The following is a 22,199-nucleotide window of genomic DNA, read 5'->3' as shown; positions in this document are numbered from 1 at the left end:
CATTTATTCTGATATAATGGTAATGCATAGCTGAATGGTTGAGTGTGTGGATAAGAATGGATTCCGATGCATTCGTCATAGTAGAGGAAGGAAGGTGATTGTTATCAATTCCGATATTATTCCAAACAATCTTTTTGTGTTAAAGCATAAAGATTTGGATGTGGGCATGGTACGAATTAATTTGAATTCGGGAGAAATAGAGCAGGTACTGGCAATCTATTTACCGGAAGAATTACCTGTTGGGTGCAGTGCGGATAATCACAATAGTATTGTAACCTGGTGGAGATCAAGGGCAATTCCAGATTCCAGAAGAGGGATTCAACAGGTGTTGAATTATCTGAAGGAACAATCCAGTCTGGCTTTGATGTTATCTGGTTATGGGCTTAGTCTTACGGATCATTATTGGATGCAGCCTCTGGGAAAAGAGCTTTACTGGAAAAAATTGAATTTTTATGATAATACATTTTCAGACGACCTTGGTTCGCTTCTGACGGATTCTGAGAAAATCGATGTTGATGCTGAGATTTCAAGATTTTCTCCGTCCTCATCGGTTACAGGGGAAATGAAAAAGAAATGGGTTATTAGAGATGGTATCAGATATTTAATAAAAATAAATGCCAATGATTATGGACAGCAATCTGTGAATGAACTGATTGCCAGTCATTTGCATGAACGATTAGGATGGAAGAATTATGTGCCTTATCAGATTGAAACAGCAAAAATCGATGAGCAGGAGATTTCCTGTTCGTTGAGTCCGTTGTTTACATCTTCAAAGTTGGAATTCGTGTCAGCGTATCAGTTAGTTAGAAATTATAAGATACCGAATGAAATGTCTTCATATGAAGCTATGATTCATCAGGCAGTTAAGATGGGAATGGACGAGAAGGTAGTACGTGAACAATTGGAATATACGATTCTTATAGACTTTATCTTGACGAATACAGACAGACATTTTAATAATTTTGGATTTTTGTATGATTCAAGAGAGAGAAAGCTTGTTGCAATGGCACCTATATTTGACACTGGAAATGCCTTGTTTTACAATAATGATATTATTCCTACAAAAGATAATTTGTTGAATATCAGAGTGACATCTTTTTGTCAGAAAGAAGTTGATCTGCTTCGATATGTAGAAAATAAGAAGCTTATTGATTTAGATATGTTGGATGGCTTTTCTGTGGAAGTTTGTGAGTTGTTGGAAAAATATACTAATATGCCGTCAGACAGAGCAGAAAAGATTGCACAGACGATTGTTCAAAAAGTAGAGTATTTGAAATTATTTCAGCAAGGAAAGAAAATCTGGAAAAAAGAGAAGTATTGGTAAGGTGGTAATGTGAATAAAATTAACGTTAAGAGAGATGGAAATATTCTTACGATTGGTGATACACCTCAATTAGTAGTTGATTTGGAAAATCAGAAGAATTATATAGTATTTGCAGGCAAGCAGGTGCCATATCATCAGGAGATTGCGTTTAGCGAAGATATTCTTGCGGGAAAAAGAGAAAATGTATTTCAGACAGCAGTAAATTATTATTATGAACAAGCATGTGAGTTCATTAAAGGAATAAAGATTGCGGAGGAATATAGACCGTTCGTAAATAAGAGTACCAGGGAGTATTAATTATTTTGCTAATCAGTGAATTTCGGCAATCGGCAGATTTTCGCTTGCTTCCACTGAAGGCAGAAGCGGAGGAAGCGAGGGCAGTTGGTGAAATGCCTTACTTCTCCAACTGCCCTAACAGATACCCATCATCTGTAGCTTCATTCTTATTCCCCAGCAGAATCATTTCCCCGCTTGTTTCATCTGTTACAGAAAAATAAATTTGATATCTGCCGTGTTTCAGATCTTTCACAGGAAGTTTCACTGTGAAAGATTTTTTTTGCCCGCTGCAGAGCTTTCGAAGATCTGCACCGAATGGAACGCTGATACATTCTCCGGTTTCTGCATTTTTTAGTACAATCGAAGTTAGAAATGGTTTCAGTGTGTTGGCAAATCCGACGTTCTGCAGGGTCAGCGTGAGGGATAAATTCTGTCTTAGTACTCCGGATTTCCTGAGCTTGCAGGATTGGATCAGGTAGCGATATCCGAGATGTTCCTGTACATAGCGGTATCCGTCACATCCACGAAAAGCATCCTTTCCGGTCCAGAGAGTATTTCTCCATTTATCCAGAACGCGGCTGTCGTAATCGGCATTCAGGTAAGAGACATGCATGGTCTGAAGTGCGGATACGGAGGTGTTCAGAGTGCTCAGTGTGCTTTGGTAAATGACTTCGCCGCCGTTTGGCACATACCGGCATAAGCGATTCTGGAATTCCAGTTCTTCTGTTCGTGTGCCCTGGTAAGCCGGAGAACCGGCATCGCGTCTTGCGGTCGATCCGTATGTGCCAAGGTCAGATTCGGAACCAAGCATCCCGTCATTGAAAAGACCAAGTCTTCCCATCAGAGAATCATCTGTTCCAAATGCCGGGAAGTTCGAGGGGACATCATACACATCGTTGATCATTCTCCACTGCGCGGGCGTGCGGACGGAAAGGTAGATGGAAGGTGCGATGACAGCATTTAAGTGGCGGATGAGCGTGCCTACGGAAGCGCCATCCATAAAACGCGAATGATGCATTTCACCCCAGTTTCCTATGAATATCCCTTGTATGATGTAAATCAGATCCTGATGCTGATTGACCAGTGGACTGATCTGATCCATATGTGTCAGAATCCGATCCAGTGAATCCGGTTCGGTAACCGCTGCGATGCCATCCCAGTCATAAAGAAAACGGAGGATCAGTTTTGGATTGGAAGGGGCTTGTGACCAGGCTTCCAGAATGTCATTGAATTGTGTGAGTCCGGTTTCGCTTATTTCGGTTTTACGGTAATTTTTCAGATTGATTTCCAGCAGCGCCAGAGAAGCTGTGTAAGAATCCGTCTGATAAGAAGCATTTGCAGATGTATATTCATCGGACAAGGTATAGCCGATGATGTGGTAAAAGCCCTGGTAAGGATTGGCAAGCGGCTCGCTGCTTTCGGTAAAAGCTTCTGCCATATAAGTGATGCGGTTTGCATAGGAGGTCAACAGATAGGCAATTATGATTCCTAACAAAAGAAAGACCAGTATCCATAATCTGAAAGAAAAAGCATTCATGAATTTCATTGTATGTGCTCCGTTTCCTAAAAGCTTTCTTGCAGCAATTCGAACCGCCGTACGAATAGCTACGTCTTATTTTAAATTTACTCTAACAGACGATAAGAAGGATGTCAAACTCTTGTTCAAACATAAAGATACGCCATGATGATCCGGTGCCTTTCCTTAGGCTTGGGACTGCTGAATACGAAGACGAATGCGCTTCTTTTAAAAGAAATGCGGTCTATGATTCTGAAGAGCCTGTTGGGGAAACAGTATGCGGGATTGAATGGCTACCACAGTGGGGAATTGGTCAATCGCATGTTCTCGGATGTAAATGTTGTCAAAAACGGCATCGTGGAGATCGTGCCGGGGGTGGTCGGCATGGGCGTGAGCTTTCTCGGAGCCGCGGCTATTTTGATCGCCATGGACTGGAGATTTGTGGTGGTGCTGGTTCTGGGAGGAATGCTGGGACTTCTGCTATTGATCCTGTTCAGGAAACCCATGAAGCAAAGGCATAAAGAAGTACAGGAAAAAGAAGGACAGCTGCATGCGATGCTACAGGAAACTTTGGAGAATCTGCGACTGATCAAGGCGAGTGGCTCTGAAAAGCGGATAGAGTACCAGATGGATGTACGGCAGCAGCATTTTCAGGAAGCACAGATGCGAAAGGGCGCTTTTTCTGTGTATATGAACAACAGTATCAATCTGATTTTCCAGTTTGGGTGGCTGTTTTGTATGCTCTGGGGCGGCTTTGGCATTTACAGGGGAAATCTGACATACGGAATGCTGGCGGCGATCATCCAGCTGGTGGGGCAGATTCAAAAGCCGATCGCAAGTGCCGCAGGAGTAGCCGGTCAGGTCTATGGAACCATCAGTTCCGCGGAGCGATTGAAAGAGATCCTGGATCTTCCGGAAGAGGAGAATGGTGTTTGTGCAGACGGAAGAGAACTTTACAAAGATTTTTCGGCAATACAGATGCATAATCTGTGCTTCTCCTATGGAAAAGACAGGCAGCCTGTGCTGGAACAGGTGAATATCCGCATCGGAAAAGGCGATTTTGTTGCTGTGACAGGTATTTCGGGTGGAGGCAAGAGCACACTGTTTCAGCTCCTTTTGGGAATTTATCAGCCAAGTAGTGGGCAGTTGGGCTTCTGCTTTGATAATGGGACAGAGGAGATGCCGTCCCGCAGGATGAGATCGCTCTTTGCTTATGTTCCTCAGGGAAATACACTATTTTCCGGTACACTTCGGGAGAATTTTACCATGTTTACGGATGACGCCACCGATGAAGAGATCCTGCAGGCAGCAAAAGCGGCCTGTATCGAACGGTTGATTGTGAAAAGTGATGCCGGACTGGATACGGTCATTGGAGAACGGGGAATCGGATTGTCGGAAGGTCAGGCTCAGCGTGTAGCCGTGGCGAGGGCTTTGCTTAGCCGTGCACCGATCCTGTTACTGGATGAAAGCACCAGTGCACTGGACGAAGAGACGGAGGCAAAGCTGCTTGGGAATATTGCGTCGCTGAAGGAGAAGACCTGTTTGATCGTGACGCACAGGAAGGCGGCACTTAAGATTTGCGATTATCGGATCCATATTGAGAATGGCGGAGTAAAGAGAATGGAAATATCGACGTGAGGTTACTGACGTAAAGAACGCCCTGACCACGACTTGCATAATGCTAATGCAAAGGAATACTGGGACGGTAGAAATACTCTGATCTAGCCGAATAGAATCCGTTTGTTTCGTGCAGACTACACTTGATGATGATGGATAATCCGGCGAAGAAAGGCAGGAAGAAAAGCGGGAATCAAGTGTCCTCTTGAAGACCGCGTCAGCTATTGTTACAATAAGATAACAGTGAATGAAGTGTAGTTTAGGGAAAGGAGCGGACTGATGACGGACAGAGGACTTTTGAAGCTTCCGGTCGGGATAGAAAGCTTTGAAAAAATCCGGACAGAAGGGTTCTACTATGTTGATAAAACGGCGATGATTCGGGACCTGTTGTGCAAATGGGGTGAAGTGAATTTATTTACCAGACCCAGACGATTTGGTAAGTCGCTGAATATGAGCTAAGAAGAAATGTAAGGTAATGAGTGTAAAAGTACAGAATTAACAGTATAAGCTGTTAATATATACGCTGGTAGGGATGGAATCGGCACAGGACTTCGGTAAAATGATCTATTATGTACTGAAACAGATCCTGACAGATTGTTACTTCATGGTTATGGGGGACGTATCGCAGAATATCCATTATGAGACCGGTATGAATGACTGGGAAGGATTAAAAGAAGCTCTTTTTGAGCAGAAAAAAGACAGTAAAATTGTGCAAAAACGCGAGAAAAACATGCAAAATAAATCGATATTTATGCATCTTTTCTGATGAATGCGTGTTATAATACACGTGCAACAAGGAAATACTTAACTGACCTGTATTTGTAAGAGAGTATGAAGAAAGGCCGCTAAGCAATCAGTTCTGTAGGAGGAAAAGATAAATGAATACTTTGAAAGCTGAAAAAAGAGACATGGAAACGAAAGCAAAAAAGCTTAGACGGGAAGGATTTGTTACCGGAAACATTTTTGGAAAAGAAATTGAAGGATCTATACCGGTCAAAATGGAGAAAGCAGAGGTAGATAAGCTCCTTAAGACGAAAAACAAAGGAAGCCAGATCGTCCTGGATGTGGATGGACAGAAGATGCATGTACTGATCAAAGAAGTAGATTACAACACCTTGAAGAAACAGGTGGATGAAGTGGATTTTCAGGCATTGGTAAGTGGAGAGAAAGTTCATTCGGTTGCAGAAGTTGTTCTGTTGAACCACGAGATGGTCATGGAAGGTGTGCTGGAACCGGTATTGACTGAAATCGCATATAAGGCAGTTCCGGAAGCACTTGTTGAGAAGGTCGAGATTGACGTGGCAAATATGAAACCGGGTGAGTCTGTGAAAGTGAAAGATCTGCCGATTGCATCGAATAAAGATATTGATCTGATGACGGATCTGGAGATGACAGTGGTCACCGTTCTGGAAGCACACAATGCGGCAGTTGATGATACAGAAGAGGAAACAGTGGAAGAAGCTTAGGCGGAGTTTAAAAGAGAGTTTTAATTGAACTGTGAGAATGCCTTTATTCAAGTATGCGTATGTTTGCTTGGATAAGGGCATTTTTGTATAATGTAAAACATCGATTTTAATAATTGGATGAAACCGTTATAGGCAGTAGACAGAACATTTGGTATAATATTAATATAGTGTCTCGAAAATAACTGGACTGTAAGATAGAAATACTGAATGAATGAAATACAAAACCATATGCAGGAAAGAGAGAAAAAAGATGATTATAGGAACGCATATGTCCATTGCCGGAGGACTGGAGAAGACGGCAAAAAATGTAGTGAAAATGGAAGCAAACACCATGCAGATTTTCAGCCGGAATCCGAGGGGATCGAATTTTAAAGTGCCGTCGGAGAAAGAAGTATCAGAATTTCAACGAATCCGAAGAGAGAATAACTTTGGACCTGTTCTTGCACATGCTCCGTATACGATGAATCTTGCCAGCCCAAAGCCGGAGGTTTATGAATTCGCATGCACCGTGATCCGCGAGGATGTTGCCAGAATGGATGCACTTGGAATCGAGAATATGGTATTCCATCCGGGAAGCCATACCGGGATCGGAGTGGAGGCCGGTATTCAAAATATTATCGCAGGGATGAATCAGGCGATTACCGGGAAAGAGAAGATTACAGTGCTTCTGGAGACGATGACCGGAAAGGGGACAGAAATAGGCGATCGATTTGAACATCTGAAAGCAATCAGAGATGGGGTGGATCATCCGGAACGGATCGGAATCTGTCTGGATACCTGCCATGTATTTGCGGCAGGATATGATATCGTGAAGAATCTGGACGGTGTGCTGGAAGAATTCGATAAAGTTCTGGGGCTGGATCTGCTGCGGGCGATTCATCTTAATGACAGTATGACGCCGTTTGAATCGCATAAGGATCGGCATGCAACGATCGGGAACGGTGAGATTGGACTGGAACCTTTGTTGAATGTACTGAGACATCCGGCACTGAAAGATTTGCCTTTCTATCTGGAGACACCGCTGGATGATGCAGGACATAGGGATGAGATAAAAATGTTGAAAGAGATGATATAGAGGGGGACTGCGAACTCATCCCCTCTAGTCACTCTATAACTTGCTCTTTCTCCGATTGCACAGATCAAAAAGCCTCAGCGTAGCCGGACTCTTTTTCCGTAGTTTCGCGACGCAAAAGAATCGGTGTAATAATCTTATGAACCGGTTTTTCCTGCAGGTGTGGACGGCGTTTTTTACGTTCAGTCATCTGATCGACTAAAAGGCTGACAGCCTCACCTGCGATGGTGTTGATCTGCTGGCCGATGGTACTGATTGGCATGACAGCTTCTCTTGAAATCGGAGAATTGTCAAAACCGATGATCAGATAGTCATCCGGCAAGAATCCGTATTTCCGGAACAGAATATTCAGAAGTACATTTGTATGGGTATCATTTGAAATAAAGATACCTTTTTTCATGCCCTGGTACTCTTGCTCAAGTTCTTCGACAATCGAAAACAGTACATCGTAAGTACTTTCGAAGCTGTGTCCCATTTCCCGGACATATGTCTTGTAATTCAACTGTCTCTCTTCGCATAGATCCAGAAATCCCTGTAGTCGCCCGTAGGACGGAACGGACTTTGCAGTTGGGGAATTGATGTGGATCAGTATGTCACATTTGTGCCAGGCAAGCAGGCTGGTGGCCTGATAGCCACCCATGTAGTTGTCGGTGTTTACACTTGAGACAAACTCATCCTCTCTCTCGATGGTTACAACAGGAATCTGAAGAGAAGCAAGTTCCCGTGAGGGAATAGTATGGCTCATGATAATCAGACCTTCGATCTTGTATGCCATCAGTTCCTGAATATAGCAGCGTTCTGTCTCTTCGTGTTCGTTCCTGATAAACACAAGGAATTTGTAACCGAACTTTTCGTATGAAGCGAGTATCTGATTCAACATTTCAGAATAATAGTGGTGGTATAGATCCGGTACGATCACGCCGATGAATTCTGTCTTGCCGTTCGCGAGAATTCGGGCTACTTTATTCTCTTTATAATTCAGTTTCTCCAGCGCATCGGCGATAATCTGCTGATTTTCCAGAGTGAGCGAATCCGGATTATTGAAATAACGGGAAATCGTTGTTTTGGAAAAATGGGTATATTCCGCAATGTCACTGAAGGCTACGTTTTTCTTGGTTCCCATAACCTCCTCCTTTTCTCCTCTTTTGAGGGTACTGAGATCACGCTTTTGAATACGAAAGCGGAGATTCAGGTAGCACTGGAGAAGATGGGAGCGGCTTTTGAAGAGAAATCCGGAGTTCATGTGGAGGTTATGCCGGTAACGGACGGAGATTCACCCTATACGAAGATGGTCAGCCTTTATAACTCAGGAAATCCGCCTACACTGGCGATCCTGGATACCACAGATGTGATTGCGCTTGCTGAGGAGAAAGCGGCGGATCTGACAGAAGAACCGTGGACTGCGGAAGCGGAAGAGTATTTGACAAGGATTAACGGAAAAGTATACAGCTTCCCACTTTGTATTGAAGGAAGAGGTCTGATCTACAATAAGAAAGTGATTGAAGATGCATTGGGAGAAGAATTCGATCCGAAATCCGTTACCACTCTGGATGAGTTTGTTGGATTGCTCGACAGACTGGTGGATGCGGGAATCGAAAAGCCTGTTTCCCTTGCAAAGGAAGACTGGTCACTGGGGGCACACCATCTCCAGTACATATATGAGACCTATGACGGCACTTCTGAGGGTGCGGCGAAGATAATTGAAGAATTGAAAAACGGAGATTTGAAAGTTGAATCTTACGATCGCGTTTATGAATTACTGGATATGTTCGATGTCCTGAAGAAATATAACGTGGCAAAGGGTGATCCGCTGGGAGCAGACTACGATGAGATGGCAATTGACCTGGCAGACGGAAAAACGGCTTTCTGGTTCAACGGAAACTGGGCTTGGCCGAATCTTGAGGAAGCCGGAGCGGAAACTGAGGATGAATATGGTTTCCTCCCGTATTTTATGAACAATGATCCGGACGATTTCGTGAACTGCAGGATTCAGGCTTCTCCGTCCAAACAGGTGATGAATGATCACTGGTCTATTCTGGGATCTGCAATGCAGAAATATCTCGCGGGCCGCAGTGACAGGGAAGAACTGATTGAGTCAATTCAAGATTACTGGGATGAACAGGAATAAGAAAGGGATGGAGTTATGGAATCAAATAATAAAGGAAAAGATTTCTGTATGTTTGCGTTACCGGGGCTGTTTTGCTTCGTGGCAGTTGTGATTGTTCCGTTTGTATATGGTGTTTACCTTACGCTGACAGACTGGAATGGTGTATCAAAGGTTAAAAATTTTGTGGGGCTTAAGAATTTAGCAGGAGTGATGAGAGACGGTCAGTTCTGGACATCCCTGCTTCTGACCTTCAAATATGTGATTGTGGTGGTATTGCTGGTAAATGTACTCGCCTTTGGAATCGCGTATCTTTTGACCAGAGGAATGAAAGGTCAGAATTTCTTCCGGGCCGGATTCTTTACGCCAAACCTGATCGGAGGTATCGTACTTGGTTATATCTGGCAGTTTGTATTTTCCAGAGTATTCGTAAATATTGGGGAGACGACCGGATGGAAATTGTTCGAGGTGTCATGGCTGTCAGATCCGGACAAGGCGTTTGCGGCGTTGGTGCTGGTGTCTGTTTGGCAGCTTTCTGGATATATGATCCTGATCTATGTGGCAGGATTTATGGGACTCAGTGAGGACGTGATGGAAGCGGCACAGATTGATGGAGCTTCCGGATTTGTGAAATTAAAAAGTATTATCATGCCACTTATGATGTCATCGGTTACGATTTGCCTGTTCCTGACATTATCACGTGCATTTATGGTTTACGATGTGAACCTGTCATTGACAGCAGGCGCGCCTTACGGAACAACAGAGATGGCGGCAATGCACGTGTATGAGAAGGCATTTACATCAAGACAGTTTGGTGTAGGTCAGGCGGAAGCGTTGATATTATTTGTGATTGTGGCTTGTATCAGTGGAATTCAGGTATACCTGACGAAGAAGCAGGAGGTGGAAGCATAATGAAGCAGACAAAAGTTGGAGGAAATAAGAAAAAAGCAGCAGATATGCTTGCGATGCTGGGACTTATCATTATTTTTGCAGCGTACATGTTCCCGTTTTTGATGGTAGTGATCAACTCTCTGAAACAGAAGAGAGACATTATCAAGAGCCCGTTTTCATGGTTGTTTACAATCAAAGGCCTGTCATTTGACAATTTTGTAAAAGCATTTACACAGATGGATTTCTTGAACGCATTCAAGAATTCGCTGATCGTGACGGTTTCGGCAACTCTGCTTGTGACGCTGTTTGCGGCAATGCTTGCGTATTATATCGTTCGAAATAACAATGTGATCTCAAAAATTACATTTGCCCTGATGGTGGCTTCCATGATCATTCCGTTCCAGGCACTTATGATTCCGTTGGTTAGTATTTACGGAGGCACACTGAATATTCTGAATCACCGGGCAACCTTGATCTTCCTGCATACAGGATTTTCAATGGCAATGTCAGTATTCATGTTCCACGGATTTATCAAAGGAAATATTCCGATTGCACTGGAAGAAGCGGCTTACATTGACGGATGTACACATTCACAGACCTTCTTTAAGGTCGTACTCCCGCTTCTTAAGCCGATTATTTCCACGATGGTCATCCTGAATTCTATGGCTTTCTGGAATGACTTCCTGCTGCCGTCGCTGGTTCTGACAGATAAGAAGCTGTTGACGCTGCCGCTTTCAACGTACAGTTTTTATGGAACCTATTCTGCGGATTATGGTACAATTATGGCAGGACTACTGCTTTGTGTGATCCCGATTCTGGTCCTTTATATTATCCTTCAGAAACAGATCATCGGCGGAGTGGTAGCAGGTGCAGTAAAATAAAAGGATGGCTTGAATATGATGAGAAATGTATTGCATTTAAAAGCTCCGGGAAACTGGATCAACGATCCGAACGGATTTATATATTACAAAGGAAAATACCATTTGTTCTATCAGCATTTCCCGTATGCTCCTGTGTGGGGAACCATGCACTGGGGGCATGCGGTGAGTGAAGACCTCGTCCATTGGGAACATCAGGGCATTGCATTGTTCCCGACGAAAGAATACGATCAGAATGGTGTGTTCTCCGGCAGTGCGCTGGAAGTGGATGGAAAGCTGTATTTGTACTATTCTGCTGTAAAATATCTGGAAGCGGAAAGTGAAAATATCCATATGGCAAAGAACGGAAAATTTGAGACCAGCCAGGCGCTGGTGATTTCTGAGGATGCAGTGCATTTTGATAACTGGAAAGAAAAAATGCAGATCATACCTGTAAACCATGATGATGCACAGGCACACGCCGTACATACGAGAGATCCGAAGGTATGGAAAGAAGGAGACACGTATTATATGGCGCTCGGAAGTACCTTCAGGGAAGAGACTGGTAGGCTTGTGATCTATACCAGTAAGGACGGGATACACTGGGATTTTGCGAATCAGATGCTGGATGGCAGATTCGGAAAGATCCTGGAATGCCCGGATATTTTCAGAGTGGGAGATGACTGGGTGTTTGAAGGTTCGGCGATGTATATCGGAGATCCGGAAGAAGGGTATGAAAGTCACGCAATCTGTGCCCCGGCTGTATTTGAGCCGGGGAAATGTGAACTGTCCATTTCGGGAGAGTGCACGTATATGGATTATGGAATGGATCTCTATGCACCGCAGACAAATCTTGATAAAGATGGCCGGAGAGTGATGATAGGATGGATGCGTATGCCACAGGCAGTGAAAGAAAAAAACGGTATGGAGTGGAATGGGATGATGTGTCAGCCAAGAGTCATAGATGTGGAAAACGGACATATCTTTTTCCGGGTTCATCCGGAAGTAAGAGCATATTTTAATCAAGAAACACCGATTCCGGAGAAATTGGATTATTCTCGTCCTTTCTGTCTGAAAATGAATCTGGAGGAGGGAGAAATCCTGAATATCGGAGGGTACCGTATCTGGATGGAAAATGGTGCGGTACATACAGACAGAAGCATTGTTTTTGCAGGAATGAAAAGCTGTTCGCTGATTGGCAAAAGTCCGGATGTATCCGGAAGGTGTGAACTTGAGATTTTCGTTGATAAAAATCTGATTGAAATCTTTATAAATGACGGAGAATTTGTGATCAGCCATGTTGTATATGGATTGGGAGAATGTATGGAACTGTCCTGCAGTTCCGGGAAAAAAATTCTGTTTTTGTGGCATGGCGGGGATGAAGAGATGTAAGTTGTTTTTCACACAGTAGCCGGTATTTACTGCGGGCTACGTGCCGGGAGCGTACATGAGCCACGATGTAAAAGGGGCAGCAAAAAATATACGGATTCGTTGTTGCAAGATGAAATGTCAGGGTGCTATAATACCTGCGGAGATAGTATTCCAAGGAAGCTATACTCTGTCTGATTCACTGTGATTTTCATGCCGAAATGATTTGGGAAAGGAAGTTGAAGATGACAGTAGAAATGCTTAAAGGGAAGATACATCGTGCGACTGTTAAGCAGGCTGAACTGGATTATGTGGGAAGTATCACAGTAGATGAAGATCTGAATTTTGATATTGAGATCGTGGGATGCCCAATCGTACGAGAAGAGGATGGGCTGGCCAAATCTTCCAGAAACACTTATTTAAATCATGAAGAAAGAAAAGCAGCTTTGTGTCTTTCAAGAGCTGTAAAACGCGGACAGGAACTGATTCATCCGGGAATCGAGGCGGAAAAGGTCCTGGCAGGAATGCGTGAAGTCATTGAGGCGGAGCCTCTGGCACGGATCGACTATGTTTCCATCGTCGATGCACGTTCTATGCAGCCGGTGGAGCGGGTAGAGAAGGACGTCCTGGCGGCGATGGCTGTCTACATCGGTAAAACGAGACTGATTGATAATTTCAGTTACGAGGTGTAGGCGATGGAAAAAATAATGAAAAAAATCGGGAGAATCAGTTCATTTCTTACGAGATACATCGGAGTGATCATTATTATTTTTTCTATAATAGCCTTCTGTTGGCGTGACGGATTTGCATGGACGACAAATTATACATCCATGTTCCTCGGGATTGCCATGTTCGGAATGGGACTTACAATAAAAATGGGAGATTTTCAGGTTGTATTTTCCAGACCGAAAGAAATACTCATCGGATGTCTGGCACAGTATACGGTCATGCCGTTCCTGGCGTGGATCCTTGCAGTTGTGTTGAAATTACCGGAAGATCTGGCGCTGGGAGTGATTCTGGTGGGATGCTGTCCGGGCGGGACTGCGAGTAATGTGATTACATATATTGCAGGAGGGGATGTGGCATTGTCGGTTGGAATGACGATTGTATCGACACTTGTTGCACCGCTTGCAACACCATCTTTAGTGTACGTGCTTGCCGGCGCATGGGTGGAGGTTTCCTTTGCCGCAATGGTGCTTTCTGTTGTGAAGGTGATACTGGTTCCGGTTCTTTTTGGAATCCTTATCCGAAGTATTCTGGGAAAACAGATTCAGAAGATATCTGAGCTTCTGCCCCTGATATCGGTGGTATCGATTGTGATGATCATTTCCGGAATTGTTGCGGTGAACGCAGATAAGATTATCAGCTGCGGCATGCTGGTTCTGGGAGTTGTAATCCTGCATAATCTGTGCGGAATGGGAATCGGATTGGCAGCAGCTAAGCTCCTGAAGGTACCGTATGATAAAGTGACTGCGATTGCCATCGAAGTGGGGATGCAGAACAGCGGACTTGCGATTTCACTTGCGACAGCCAATTTTGCGGCGAACCCGCTTGCAACCTTGCCGGGAGCGATCTTCAGTGTATGGCATAATATATCCGGTTCTGTTTTTGCGGGAATACGCCGAAGAGGAGAAAGACAGGAAATCAATACGAATGTACAGGAAGAGAAAATGAAATGTGCATAGACGAATAAATAGAAAATACCAGGAAACGTTTGAAACGTCCTGGTATTTTTTATGAACATTCCGATTATCAGTCAATAGAAGTGTCTGGTCCCGGTTCCGTAACCGTTCCCGAGAGCATGCGGACCGGGCTGGATTTGTCGATATCCTCGGCGATTTTCTGGGCTTTCAGAAGAATATCCGTTATTTCGGTTTCTTCTTCGGCCTCTTCCGGTACAAAGCAGCGTGCACTTTCGTCCGGAAACAGATGATTTTTAAGCTTAAATGCCATGAGAAAGGCTTCAAGTTCCTGCTGAAGAGCATCCTTGTAGAATTCAAAGTAGAATTTGATTTCCGTTTTTTCAAAATTCGTGCAAATGCATCCGCACTGATTGCCATGGGTGCGGCTCTGACGCCGGAAATATTCCGGATCCCCTGTTACCATATAGAAAATCTGAACCAGAAGGTTCTCTTCAATATCACTTTCATATGTAAACCAGTGCTTACTCAGCGTGTCCTTCTGCAGTGACTCTTCATCAATGTCGTATTTTTTTAATAATTTCTGATAAAGCTTGATTGCGGATTCCCGTTCTCCGCCTTCTCCGCGCTCGGCAAGAGCTTTGATTTTTAAGAGTTTAGCTTCTAATTTGTTCTCATCCACTGAAATAGTTCCCCTTATTATTTTGTCGCTGCTGCCATTATACCACAAGATGGTAACAATGTGGTTTGTGATTTGCTAAAATATTAAGTTTTATATAAAATCATCACTGGAATACACCCATTTATTGTTCTTAAATTATAGGAACCCCAGTAAATACGGCATTTGTTGATTCACGTGGGACGCAGTATATGAAACTGAAATCAGTGCGAAAATGCGAAGTTGTCCAAGATTTGTCCAAGTCTGGAAAAAAGCATTGCCAAATCTCAATACCCCCGGTGCCAAAAAATCGAAAATTCTGATCAGACAGTAGACCGGCGTGCAACCTATCCTGGGGAGTTTTGAATTGTTACGCGTGCGAGTGATTTGGAGTGGTCACGGCATTCTAGTAATAAAAGAAAAGTGAAATAGATTCCACCAGTTATTATGGCTGGTGGATTTGTTTAATCAGTCCGATTTCTGTATCTGGATCAGATAAATCTATTTTCGAATTGCGATAGCAACATTGCAAATTATCTAAAAAGTTTTCAACTGCAAAGTGTACAAAGTTTTCAATATTCGGGAAAAAATTCCAAAAAGCAACTGGACTTAATACTATGTCATAATCATTTGAACTTATTTCAACGAATGTGTATTGGTCCACTTTTACGCAATCGTCGGGTAAAATTTCATAATCTTTCTGAAATTCTTCCGATGAAGCGCACCAAAACGCCTCTGTTGTGTTGTTTCCGGGAGCCACGTTAACAAATTTAATATGTATACCGATAGTTTCCAGATATGCAAAACAACATCCCATTGAATTAGTATAGGATTTTTTGCATGCGCTCTTATATTCGGCCTCTGTCTTATAATCACTTTCACAAAGCAAATAAGCTTCACTTACTCCTAAGTATTTAGAGAACGCTTTAGCGGCGGTTACAGTCATCGGTTTTTTGCCATTGGCAATATTGCTAATATACTGCATTGTGAAATTAACTTTCGCTGAAAGTTCTTTTAGAGTCATTTCTTTAGCTTTTATACACTCTTTTAACCTTTGTCCGCATTTTTTGTTTAACTCCATAAAATTCACTCCTTTAAATAAGTTGTTAAATTAATCTGTATTTGGATAGCATGAGTTATATTTGATTGCATATCGCTGTATTCGTTAGTAACAATTTTTAATATAATTCATCAATATTAAACTTAAACATCATATTAATTTATGTTGAATGAATTATAACAAAAGTTTAAAATATAGTCAAGAGTTACTCAATCAACACAGATAAAGAAAGGAAAGAAGTTAACATGACAGAAAGAAAAAATATTTCAATGGTAAGCGAAAAACGTTTGATTGATGCCAATGAGGTGTGTATGTATTTGAGTCTTGGTAGAAATCGCGGTGTAGAATTTGCGAGGTCTATTGGAGCCGAGAGAAAAATCGGAAGGCGTAGCTTGTATGATAAGGTTGTGATAGATCGTTATCTTGATAAGCAGGCGATGGAGGTGTAGGGTCGTGAAAAAAAATAAGCATAACCAAGTACATACAGATCAGAACGGCAATTCTGAATTTGTAATAGCTGGACTGCTGCCCCTTGGAAAAGAGAATGCGATTTCTACAGAGGACTTAGTAAAGCTCACCGGGTGCAGCTCGGCTAGGGAGCTTCAGCAGTATATAGCACAGGAGCGAAAAGCCGGAGCATTAATATGTTCATCCACCACGGGAGGGTATTTCTTTCCGGAGACCAGAAGGGAAATAGCGGAGTTCCGCAGATCATTGAAGAGCAGGGCAGAAAATACATTGGTAGCCATAGAGAGTGCAGAGAAAGCACTGAACTCTCCAGAGTGGCAGCAGGACGGAAAGGACAGCGAGGAAATAAATAGATGAATGACACATTGAAAGAAGCAGCACTTCAATATGCTGATATGGGTTTTGCGGTTTTTCCAATTATTCCTCCAAGATTTGGAGGAAAATCACCTGGAAAAAGACCATACATAGCAGAATGGCAGCGTGATGCATCCACCGAAAAAGAAAAGGTTTCCCAATGGTGGAGTAAATATCCGGATGCGAATATTGGAATCGCGACAGGAAAGAAATCTGGAGGACTTGTAATACTCGACTTTGATAAGAAAGAAGAAAAAGGGATAGATGCAACTGAATTTCTGAGGGATTGGGAGCGCGACCATGGAGAGCTTCCGGATACTTGGAGAGTTATTTCTTCTCATGGAGGGTATCATTATTACTACAGAGATAATGCTCCACATGGATGTAGGGCGGGATTATACCCGGGCGTCGATATTCGAGGTGATGGGGGCTATATTGTCGCGCCGCCCAGTATTCTTGAGAATGGACGAGAATATGAGTGGGAGCAAGGACCTGGAGATGGAATCGAGATTGCGAAAGTGAACGATAAAGTATTGGAGTTTCTTTCTGGTCCGAAGAAAGAAGATGATAGCGCGCAAGGGTTTAAAATGCCGGAGCAGATTCCGGAAGGACAGCGTACCCAATGGTTGGTAAAAATGGTATGCAGTATGCAAGCAAAAGGTGCTTCAGATGGAGCTATAAGTGTAGCAGTCAAAGCGGAAAATGAAGCAAAGTGTGTACCGCCACTTTCTGATGAAGAACTGGAAAAAGAGGTATTCCCTGCTCTTAAAAGGTATGAAAAAGGAACAGATCCATATATTGCAGTTTCCGATCAGGGACGTTTTCGACAGCAGAAGAATCATAGCCTTGAAATGGTTACAATGGAACTTGCGGAAGAAAAGGAACCCGACTGGCTTATTACGGATTATATGCCGAGGTATCAGATCACGTCACTTGCTGGAGACGGCGGAAGTGGAAAAACTACAGTATGGTGTTCGATCGCGGCAGCAGTCAGCAGCGGAAACAGATCTTTTTTGCTTGATGGGATGGTGCCTTCCGATTTCGCAAAATGCAATCCGGAAAAAGTAATGTTTTTCTCTGCGGAGGATTCTTTTGAATATACGCTCAAACGGCGTCTTAGAGAAAACGGAGCGAATTTAAGCAATATTTTGTCAATAGACATCGCAGATGAACGATTTCAGGATATTAAGTTTAATAGTTACTTTCTGGAACAGCTTCTAGAAAAATACCGGCCAGCGTTGTGTATATTCGATCCAATTCAGGCGTTTGTTCCTCCGGATATTCGAATGGGCGATAGAAACGCCATGAGAAGCTGTCTTGCCCCTTTGATTGGATACGGTGAAAAGTATGGGACAACATTCCTGATTGTAGAACATGCGAATAAACAATCAGGTGTTTGGGGGAGAAAACGAATTGCTGACAGCGCGGACATCTGGGACATAAGCCGATCTGTCATTATGGCGGGAGAGACCAACGAACCTGGAGTTAGATATTTATCGCATGAAAAATCAAATTATGGACCTACAGGCAGTACAGTTTTGTACAGTATCGAAGATGAGGTTATCAGATTTAAAGGATATACTATAAAGAAAGACAAGGACTTTGTATCTGAAGCGAGTTACAACACACGACAAGCACCTGCTAAAGCAGGAGCGAAGGAGCTAATATTGGATTTCCTAATGGATGGCGAAAAAGAAGTTTCAGAACTGGACGAGCTGGCCAAGATTGAGGGTGTAAGTAAGAATGCTATGAGAGACGCCAAAGCAGAGCTTAAGAAAGAGGGAAGGACGAAAACATGGTGTGTTGGATACGGTAAAGAAAAGAAGTGGTTTATTCGTTTAGTTGAGGATTTACCTATGCACAGTGAAGAAACCAACAAATAAATGAAAAACCCAGTATTTGTAAGGGTTTCATTTATTTGAGGGTAATCCGCAAGTAAAGGAAAGTAAGGGTTATTTACTTGAGGATACCCGCAAGTAAATAGAGCCCAGTAAAATCAAGAGTTTTCGCTTTACTTGTGGGTTTTGCCACTGTATATAGGGTACCAACAAGTAAGAAGGGTAATGGAATGGCAATGAAAGTTAATATACTGGTAGATTTCAAGGAAAATGGCATTGATAAAAACGAAGTGCATATTGTGTGGTTTACAGAAAATGAGACTGCTGCCGCCGCGAAACTGTTGGAGTCTCTTACAGGTAAAGGGTATAATGTGCAGTCTATGATCGCTGTGGACGGAGATTATACGCTTGCTGAACTACATGACATGGCGAATTATGGTGTTGGTTTTGAATTGAATAAGTGCCGTCCACTGTATATCTCACAAGAATGTGTGGAATATATTGCCAGAGTTAAGCAGGATCCGGAAGAAACAAGAAGACTTCAGGATGAGATCAGACGAAGAAAAGAAAGCCGGAAGGGGCAGCAGTCCTGACTAATGTTCACGTAATGTATGCAATAACTCGATTGATGCATACAAAAAAAAGAACCCGCCACAATTGGTCGAGCCCTTCCCTGAATACCTGATAAATTCATTATATGGGAGGATTCGAACCATGTCAATAAATGCTGATGCAAAACGAAACGAACCCGGGTTGAAGCCCGAGGGAACCACGGAGATTGTAACGAATGAGCAGTTGGTTGCGCTGATCAGAGCGGGAGAGAATGAAGCGGATAATATGCTGAAGCTATGGAACCGGAACAAAGGCTTTGTATTCAAGACGGCAAAGAAGTATTCCGGATATGCTGAAATGGACGATCTGATGCAGGAGGGATACCTTGGACTATGCGAAGCGGTAAGATATTACGATGCTGAAAAAGGCGTTCCATTTATTAATTATGCGGCACTCTGGATCAGGCAAGTGATGCAAAGGTACATTGATAATACCGGAAATGCGGTTCGTATTCCGGTTCATATAGGTGCGCTGGTAAGAAAATACAAGAAGTTGAAGAGCGAATACTTTAAATACTATGGAATGAAACCGTCAGATCGTGAATTGAGCGCATTTTTAGGTGCAAGTGAAGAGAAACTTGAGGACGTAAAGAAAAGTGCCAGAATGGGGCAGATTCGAAGCTTGAGCGAGCCATTGGGAGAAGAGGAAGATTATACACTTGCAGACACGGTGGCATCTTCTGAGAACTTGGAGGAAAATCTGGCCAGAAAGATTGACCGGGAGCGCATGATCCAGAGTGTCTGGATAGAAGTAGGACATCTCCCGGAGAATCAAGCAGCGTTGCTTAGGTGGAGATTTTGGGAAGGAAAGACACTTAAGGAAACAGGAGAACGGATGGGAGTATCCATTGAAGCCGCGCGACAACTTCAAAACAAAGCTATGAGGACGCTTAGATTGCCGAAGAGGTGCGGAAGGTTTCGTGCATATCATGAAGAGTATCTTGCGCCTGCTGCCGTGCATCATGTGGGCGTAAAGCGATTCCAGGAGACATGGACAAGCGAAGTAGAAAGAGAAGTACTTGGATGGTAGGGGATGGGGATCTCCGGCACCCATGCGGCGCGCCCTGCCGTCCAGCGCCAATTATAGGTATTTCCGAAACGTTTGGAGGAGTTATGGACACTCGGAAATACTCGGATATGCTGAGAAATGTCAAGGTATTCGGACATTTCGGACACCCTAAAAAGATGTTAAGAAATGTTAAGGTACGCACTAAGAAATACTAAGGTACAGATGATGACATTTGATAACATATTCAGATTTGTGAGTTCCTAAAAAGATGTTGAGAATTGTCAAGGTGTGTGCGACGTCGCACAGAGGATGGTGATACATGAACGACCATAATTTAATACCGAACAGCGAGCGAAGCCCGGAGGAACTACGGGAAATGGGAAGGAAAGGCGGTATAAAGAGCGGGGAGAGCAGGAGAAAGACCAGGGATCAGTTGAAGATGGCCAAGCTCTGGTTGGAAGTATTTAACGAGCTGGAAAGCAAGGACAAAGCCCGAGCGAAGCAAGTACATAAAGGGTTGATGAAAGGGTTTATGTAATACTATACAAAGATTTTGAAGATGGCAGCAGGACATTGATTCCCTGATTGGAATATGATAAAATCTCGGCATGGGAAACCAGAGCGAGGCGGCTTACCCTTCTTTACGGAGGGAACACCCTCCGGACGAAAGAAAGGAGGGCGATAACATGGTTACATATTCTGATCTGATTCAGTTTTGTATACTCTTGGTTGCCCTTGTAGGTCTGTGTTATCAGATTTTCAAGGGGACACGAAAATAGCCGCCACTACTGCCAATAGTGACGGCTGATGTCATAGAACATTAGCTAAATTATTCGAGGTAAGCCGCTTCCGGTTTCCCTTTTTGTGTCTTTACTATAACATATCTGGCAGCAGTACGCAAGGACTGGGCGACAAAAGGCGCTGAGTATATTAAGTTTGAGAATACTGCGTATTTGCGTCACGTTCCATGCGCTCATCTATCGCTATTTTAATATATCCATTTACTGTTTTGCCTGCTGCCGTGGCGGCTGTTTTAATCTCTTCATATTTTTCCTTTTGTACGTCCAGCGGGATACGTTTTAGTTTGTCTTTTGCGTATTTGATATTATATTCGGTTTTTCTTTCACTATTACTCATTGTTGGATCTCCTTTCTGGATGATAAATTGGCGCCCTGAATTAAAGTGTTCCTTCTCCACCTTACAATGAAATTATATCACATTTCAACAACTACGTACATAGTAAAAGTACCCAAAAATTAACGAGATACTACGTACATAATTTGTGGGTTATGTCAATAGACAAAATACCACGTACATAGTATAATATAATCAAAGATAAGGAACGGGACAGCCGGAAGAAGCGGTGAAAGGCCGTGAATGCCGAAAGCGTCCGATACTCGGAACCATATCCCTTTGAGCCTGGCGGGCAATAGGAACGAAGATGATCCGAGGGCAGTCCGATCCGATATCTAAATTATTGAAAGGTGGCATACATGATGAAGAAATTCGATTTAAGAAGAATCATGCTGAAGGCGTGGGAGCTCTTCCACAAGTTCACTGATCTGAGCTTTGCGGAATGCCTGCATAGAGCATGGTTAAGTGCAAAAGCAGCAGAGATTAATGAAAAGCGTATTCTGGCGGCAAAGATGGCAGCAGGCGTTACAGAGAAAACAGCTACATGGAGCGATTGGAAGAAAGCCGGCTATGAAGTGATCCACGGATCAAAAGCATTGTTTGGTTGTAATCTGATCTGGGGGAGTAAGGGAGATGGCGCAACATATAAAGCCCGGTTCTTCGGAGAATCCCAGGTACAGGCAATCGCATAAAAGGGGGATATTCCATGCGGTACCGGATTGAATATTCTGGAAACAGGAAAAGCACACTTGTGGATGGCAGGGCGGCCTTGATTAAGCAACTGAAAATGGCAATAGGCGTGATTGACATTCGGAAGGTTTATAAAAATGGGGTTTCTGATTCTGTTATGGAGAGATACCGAGATTATATCCCAAGAAACGGTCAGGACCTATAAGAAAAGCCCTTACAAGACCGGTCCTCTTGTAGGGGCGCGTA

Annotated in this window: 26 protein-coding genes and 1 pseudogene; 22 read left to right on the top strand and 5 right to left on the bottom strand. The window is 43.3% G+C overall.

Going from position 1 to position 22,199, the window contains the following annotated elements; translation table 11 throughout:
• Nucleotides 1–94 precede the first annotated feature (94 nt).
• Both ACTNB3_RS09425 and ACTNB3_RS09420 read left to right on the top strand, forming a co-directional pair.
• The gene (locus ACTNB3_RS09425) at nt 95–1,324 is read left to right on the top strand and encodes a HipA domain-containing protein (RefSeq protein ID WP_441025234.1); all 1,230 of its coding nucleotides are present in this window, start codon (nt 95–97) and stop codon (nt 1,322–1,324) included.
• A gap of 9 nt (nt 1,325–1,333) precedes the next feature.
• Nucleotides 1,334–1,621, top strand: coding sequence for a hypothetical protein (locus ACTNB3_RS09420; protein WP_441025232.1), 288 nt, complete (start codon nt 1,334–1,336; stop codon nt 1,619–1,621).
• Between the two features lie 97 nt (nt 1,622–1,718).
• On the opposite strand, the gene ACTNB3_RS09415 is transcribed toward ACTNB3_RS09420, so the two are convergent.
• The gene (locus tag ACTNB3_RS09415) at nt 1,719–3,146 is read right to left on the bottom strand and encodes a DUF4832 domain-containing protein (protein WP_441025230.1); all 1,428 of its coding nucleotides are present in this window, start codon (nt 3,144–3,146) and stop codon (nt 1,719–1,721) included.
• Between the two features lie 135 nt (nt 3,147–3,281).
• Between ACTNB3_RS09415 and ACTNB3_RS09410 the strand changes: the two genes are divergently transcribed.
• The 5 genes and pseudogenes from ACTNB3_RS09410 to ACTNB3_RS09390 all read left to right on the top strand — a co-directional run bounded on the left by ACTNB3_RS09410 (nt 3,282) and on the right by ACTNB3_RS09390 (nt 7,274).
• Complete coding sequence (locus tag ACTNB3_RS09410) at nt 3,282–4,754, top strand: ABC transporter ATP-binding protein (RefSeq protein ID WP_441025229.1); 1,473 nt, start codon at nt 3,282–3,284, stop codon at nt 4,752–4,754.
• A gap of 258 nt (nt 4,755–5,012) precedes the next feature.
• A pseudogene (locus ACTNB3_RS09405) lies at nt 5,013–5,189 on the top strand (AAA family ATPase); the annotation flags it as partial.
• Nucleotides 5,190–5,265: 76 nt separating this feature from the next.
• Nucleotides 5,266–5,499, top strand: coding sequence for a hypothetical protein (locus tag ACTNB3_RS09400; protein ID WP_441025227.1), 234 nt, complete (start codon nt 5,266–5,268; stop codon nt 5,497–5,499).
• Nucleotides 5,500–5,611: 112 nt separating this feature from the next.
• A complete protein-coding gene (locus ACTNB3_RS09395) occupies nt 5,612–6,199 on the top strand; it encodes a 50S ribosomal protein L25 (protein WP_427806185.1) in 588 nt (195 codons plus the stop codon).
• A gap of 250 nt (nt 6,200–6,449) precedes the next feature.
• Nucleotides 6,450–7,274 carry a deoxyribonuclease IV gene (locus ACTNB3_RS09390; protein WP_427820146.1) on the top strand — a complete coding sequence of 275 codons (825 nt, stop codon included), beginning with the start codon at nt 6,450–6,452 and terminating at the stop codon, nt 7,272–7,274.
• A 64-nt stretch (nt 7,275–7,338) separates the two neighbouring features.
• On the opposite strand, the gene ACTNB3_RS09385 is transcribed toward ACTNB3_RS09390, so the two are convergent.
• A complete protein-coding gene (locus ACTNB3_RS09385) occupies nt 7,339–8,394 on the bottom strand; it encodes a substrate-binding domain-containing protein (protein ID WP_441025225.1) in 1,056 nt (351 codons plus the stop codon).
• A 45-nt stretch (nt 8,395–8,439) separates the two neighbouring features.
• Between ACTNB3_RS09385 and ACTNB3_RS09380 the strand changes: the two genes are divergently transcribed.
• The 6 genes from ACTNB3_RS09380 to ACTNB3_RS09355 all read left to right on the top strand — a co-directional run bounded on the left by ACTNB3_RS09380 (nt 8,440) and on the right by ACTNB3_RS09355 (nt 14,176).
• The gene (locus tag ACTNB3_RS09380) at nt 8,440–9,399 is read left to right on the top strand and encodes an ABC transporter substrate-binding protein (RefSeq protein WP_427820641.1); all 960 of its coding nucleotides are present in this window, start codon (nt 8,440–8,442) and stop codon (nt 9,397–9,399) included.
• A 15-nt stretch (nt 9,400–9,414) separates the two neighbouring features.
• Entirely contained in the window at nt 9,415–10,287 is an 873-nt protein-coding gene (locus ACTNB3_RS09375; RefSeq protein WP_441025223.1) for a carbohydrate ABC transporter permease, read from the top strand.
• A complete protein-coding gene (locus ACTNB3_RS09370) occupies nt 10,287–11,147 on the top strand; it encodes a carbohydrate ABC transporter permease (protein WP_427806180.1) in 861 nt (286 codons plus the stop codon). Before ACTNB3_RS09375 ends, ACTNB3_RS09370 begins: the two co-directional genes overlap by 1 nt.
• Nucleotides 11,148–11,162: 15 nt before the next feature.
• A complete protein-coding gene (locus ACTNB3_RS09365; RefSeq protein ID WP_427820639.1) occupies nt 11,163–12,515 on the top strand; it encodes a glycoside hydrolase family 32 protein in 1,353 nt (450 codons plus the stop codon).
• 221 nt (nt 12,516–12,736) lie between these two features.
• The gene (locus ACTNB3_RS09360; RefSeq protein WP_427820638.1) at nt 12,737–13,183 is read left to right on the top strand and encodes a pantoate--beta-alanine ligase; all 447 of its coding nucleotides are present in this window, start codon (nt 12,737–12,739) and stop codon (nt 13,181–13,183) included.
• A gap of 3 nt (nt 13,184–13,186) precedes the next feature.
• Nucleotides 13,187–14,176: a bile acid:sodium symporter family protein gene (locus ACTNB3_RS09355; RefSeq protein WP_441025221.1), complete on the top strand. Its 990-nt coding sequence runs from the start codon at nt 13,187–13,189 to the stop codon at nt 14,174–14,176.
• 67 nt (nt 14,177–14,243) lie between these two features.
• Here ACTNB3_RS09355 and ACTNB3_RS09350 read toward each other — a convergent pair whose 3' ends face one another.
• Nucleotides 14,244–14,813, bottom strand: coding sequence for a hypothetical protein (locus tag ACTNB3_RS09350; protein ID WP_441025219.1), 570 nt, complete (start codon nt 14,811–14,813; stop codon nt 14,244–14,246).
• Nucleotides 14,814–15,234: 421 nt separating this feature from the next.
• A complete protein-coding gene (locus tag ACTNB3_RS09345) occupies nt 15,235–15,870 on the bottom strand; it encodes a helix-turn-helix domain-containing protein (RefSeq protein ID WP_441025217.1) in 636 nt (211 codons plus the stop codon).
• Between the two features lie 224 nt (nt 15,871–16,094).
• Between ACTNB3_RS09345 and ACTNB3_RS09340 the strand changes: the two genes are divergently transcribed.
• The 7 genes from ACTNB3_RS09340 to ACTNB3_RS09310 all read left to right on the top strand — a co-directional run bounded on the left by ACTNB3_RS09340 (nt 16,095) and on the right by ACTNB3_RS09310 (nt 20,908).
• A complete protein-coding gene (locus ACTNB3_RS09340; RefSeq protein WP_441025215.1) occupies nt 16,095–16,298 on the top strand; it encodes a polyprenyl synthetase solanesyl diphosphate synthase in 204 nt (67 codons plus the stop codon).
• A 4-nt stretch (nt 16,299–16,302) separates the two neighbouring features.
• Nucleotides 16,303–16,674 (top strand): hypothetical protein, encoded by a 372-nt coding sequence (locus ACTNB3_RS09335; RefSeq protein ID WP_441025213.1) that lies wholly within the window; start codon nt 16,303–16,305, stop codon nt 16,672–16,674.
• On the top strand, nt 16,671–18,554 hold the full coding sequence (locus tag ACTNB3_RS09330) for a bifunctional DNA primase/polymerase (protein ID WP_441025211.1): 1,884 nt from the start codon (nt 16,671–16,673) through the stop codon (nt 18,552–18,554). Before ACTNB3_RS09335 ends, ACTNB3_RS09330 begins: the two co-directional genes overlap by 4 nt.
• A 185-nt stretch (nt 18,555–18,739) precedes the next feature.
• Nucleotides 18,740–19,102: a hypothetical protein gene (locus ACTNB3_RS09325; protein WP_441025209.1), complete on the top strand. Its 363-nt coding sequence runs from the start codon at nt 18,740–18,742 to the stop codon at nt 19,100–19,102.
• Nucleotides 19,103–19,223: 121 nt separating this feature from the next.
• The gene (locus tag ACTNB3_RS09320) at nt 19,224–20,150 is read left to right on the top strand and encodes a sigma-70 family RNA polymerase sigma factor (protein WP_441025208.1); all 927 of its coding nucleotides are present in this window, start codon (nt 19,224–19,226) and stop codon (nt 20,148–20,150) included.
• A 298-nt stretch (nt 20,151–20,448) separates the two neighbouring features.
• A complete protein-coding gene (locus tag ACTNB3_RS09315; RefSeq protein ID WP_441025206.1) occupies nt 20,449–20,667 on the top strand; it encodes a hypothetical protein in 219 nt (72 codons plus the stop codon).
• 70 nt (nt 20,668–20,737) lie between these two features.
• Nucleotides 20,738–20,908: a putative holin-like toxin gene (locus ACTNB3_RS09310; RefSeq protein ID WP_328222308.1), complete on the top strand. Its 171-nt coding sequence runs from the start codon at nt 20,738–20,740 to the stop codon at nt 20,906–20,908.
• Nucleotides 20,909–21,059: 151 nt separating this feature from the next.
• Here the strand turns inward: ACTNB3_RS09310 and ACTNB3_RS09305 are convergent, their stop codons facing one another.
• Nucleotides 21,060–21,266, bottom strand: coding sequence for a hypothetical protein (locus tag ACTNB3_RS09305; RefSeq protein WP_441025205.1), 207 nt, complete (start codon nt 21,264–21,266; stop codon nt 21,060–21,062).
• Between the two features lie 359 nt (nt 21,267–21,625).
• Here ACTNB3_RS09305 and ACTNB3_RS09300 point away from each other — a divergent pair, with 359 nt between their 5' ends.
• The gene (locus ACTNB3_RS09300; protein ID WP_441025260.1) at nt 21,626–21,955 is read left to right on the top strand and encodes a hypothetical protein; all 330 of its coding nucleotides are present in this window, start codon (nt 21,626–21,628) and stop codon (nt 21,953–21,955) included.
• A 14-nt stretch (nt 21,956–21,969) separates the two neighbouring features.
• Nucleotides 21,970–22,158 (top strand): hypothetical protein, encoded by a 189-nt coding sequence (locus ACTNB3_RS09295; RefSeq protein WP_441025203.1) that lies wholly within the window; start codon nt 21,970–21,972, stop codon nt 22,156–22,158.
• The last annotated feature ends 41 nt before the right edge of the window (nt 22,159–22,199 follow it).

The organism is Bariatricus sp. HCP28S3_D3, from assembly GCF_052065755.1.
Taxonomy (GTDB): Bacteria; Bacillota; Clostridia; order Lachnospirales; family Lachnospiraceae; genus Allocoprococcus.
This window is presented reverse-complemented; position numbering and strand designations above follow the sequence as displayed.

What these genes read in the sequence shown, in the direction of transcription:
- ACTNB3_RS09415 (WP_441025230.1), bottom strand. Translation starts at nt 3,146, where the DNA reads ATGAAATTCATGAATGCTTTTTCTTTCAGATTATGGATACTGGTCTTT.
- ACTNB3_RS09410 (WP_441025229.1), top strand. Translation starts at nt 3,282, where the DNA reads ATGATGATCCGGTGCCTTTCCTTAGGCTTGGGACTGCTGAATACGAAG.
- ACTNB3_RS09400 (WP_441025227.1), top strand. Translation starts at nt 5,266, where the DNA reads ATGGAATCGGCACAGGACTTCGGTAAAATGATCTATTATGTACTGAAA.
- ACTNB3_RS09395 (WP_427806185.1), top strand. Translation starts at nt 5,612, where the DNA reads ATGAATACTTTGAAAGCTGAAAAAAGAGACATGGAAACGAAAGCAAAA.
- ACTNB3_RS09390 (WP_427820146.1), top strand. Translation starts at nt 6,450, where the DNA reads ATGATTATAGGAACGCATATGTCCATTGCCGGAGGACTGGAGAAGACG.
- ACTNB3_RS09385 (WP_441025225.1), bottom strand. Translation starts at nt 8,394, where the DNA reads ATGGGAACCAAGAAAAACGTAGCCTTCAGTGACATTGCGGAATATACC.
- ACTNB3_RS09375 (WP_441025223.1), top strand. Translation starts at nt 9,415, where the DNA reads ATGGAATCAAATAATAAAGGAAAAGATTTCTGTATGTTTGCGTTACCG.
- ACTNB3_RS09370 (WP_427806180.1), top strand. Translation starts at nt 10,287, where the DNA reads ATGAAGCAGACAAAAGTTGGAGGAAATAAGAAAAAAGCAGCAGATATG.
- ACTNB3_RS09365 (WP_427820639.1), top strand. Translation starts at nt 11,163, where the DNA reads ATGATGAGAAATGTATTGCATTTAAAAGCTCCGGGAAACTGGATCAAC.
- ACTNB3_RS09360 (WP_427820638.1), top strand. Translation starts at nt 12,737, where the DNA reads ATGACAGTAGAAATGCTTAAAGGGAAGATACATCGTGCGACTGTTAAG.
- ACTNB3_RS09355 (WP_441025221.1), top strand. Translation starts at nt 13,187, where the DNA reads ATGGAAAAAATAATGAAAAAAATCGGGAGAATCAGTTCATTTCTTACG.
- ACTNB3_RS09345 (WP_441025217.1), bottom strand. Translation starts at nt 15,870, where the DNA reads ATGGAGTTAAACAAAAAATGCGGACAAAGGTTAAAAGAGTGTATAAAA.
- ACTNB3_RS09340 (WP_441025215.1), top strand. Translation starts at nt 16,095, where the DNA reads ATGACAGAAAGAAAAAATATTTCAATGGTAAGCGAAAAACGTTTGATT.
- ACTNB3_RS09330 (WP_441025211.1), top strand. Translation starts at nt 16,671, where the DNA reads ATGAATGACACATTGAAAGAAGCAGCACTTCAATATGCTGATATGGGT.
- ACTNB3_RS09325 (WP_441025209.1), top strand. Translation starts at nt 18,740, where the DNA reads ATGGCAATGAAAGTTAATATACTGGTAGATTTCAAGGAAAATGGCATT.
- ACTNB3_RS09320 (WP_441025208.1), top strand. Translation starts at nt 19,224, where the DNA reads ATGTCAATAAATGCTGATGCAAAACGAAACGAACCCGGGTTGAAGCCC.
- ACTNB3_RS09315 (WP_441025206.1), top strand. Translation starts at nt 20,449, where the DNA reads ATGAACGACCATAATTTAATACCGAACAGCGAGCGAAGCCCGGAGGAA.
- ACTNB3_RS09310 (WP_328222308.1), top strand. Translation starts at nt 20,738, where the DNA reads ATGGGAAACCAGAGCGAGGCGGCTTACCCTTCTTTACGGAGGGAACAC.
- ACTNB3_RS09305 (WP_441025205.1), bottom strand. Translation starts at nt 21,266, where the DNA reads ATGAGTAATAGTGAAAGAAAAACCGAATATAATATCAAATACGCAAAA.
- ACTNB3_RS09300 (WP_441025260.1), top strand. Translation starts at nt 21,626, where the DNA reads ATGAAGAAATTCGATTTAAGAAGAATCATGCTGAAGGCGTGGGAGCTC.
- ACTNB3_RS09295 (WP_441025203.1), top strand. Translation starts at nt 21,970, where the DNA reads ATGCGGTACCGGATTGAATATTCTGGAAACAGGAAAAGCACACTTGTG.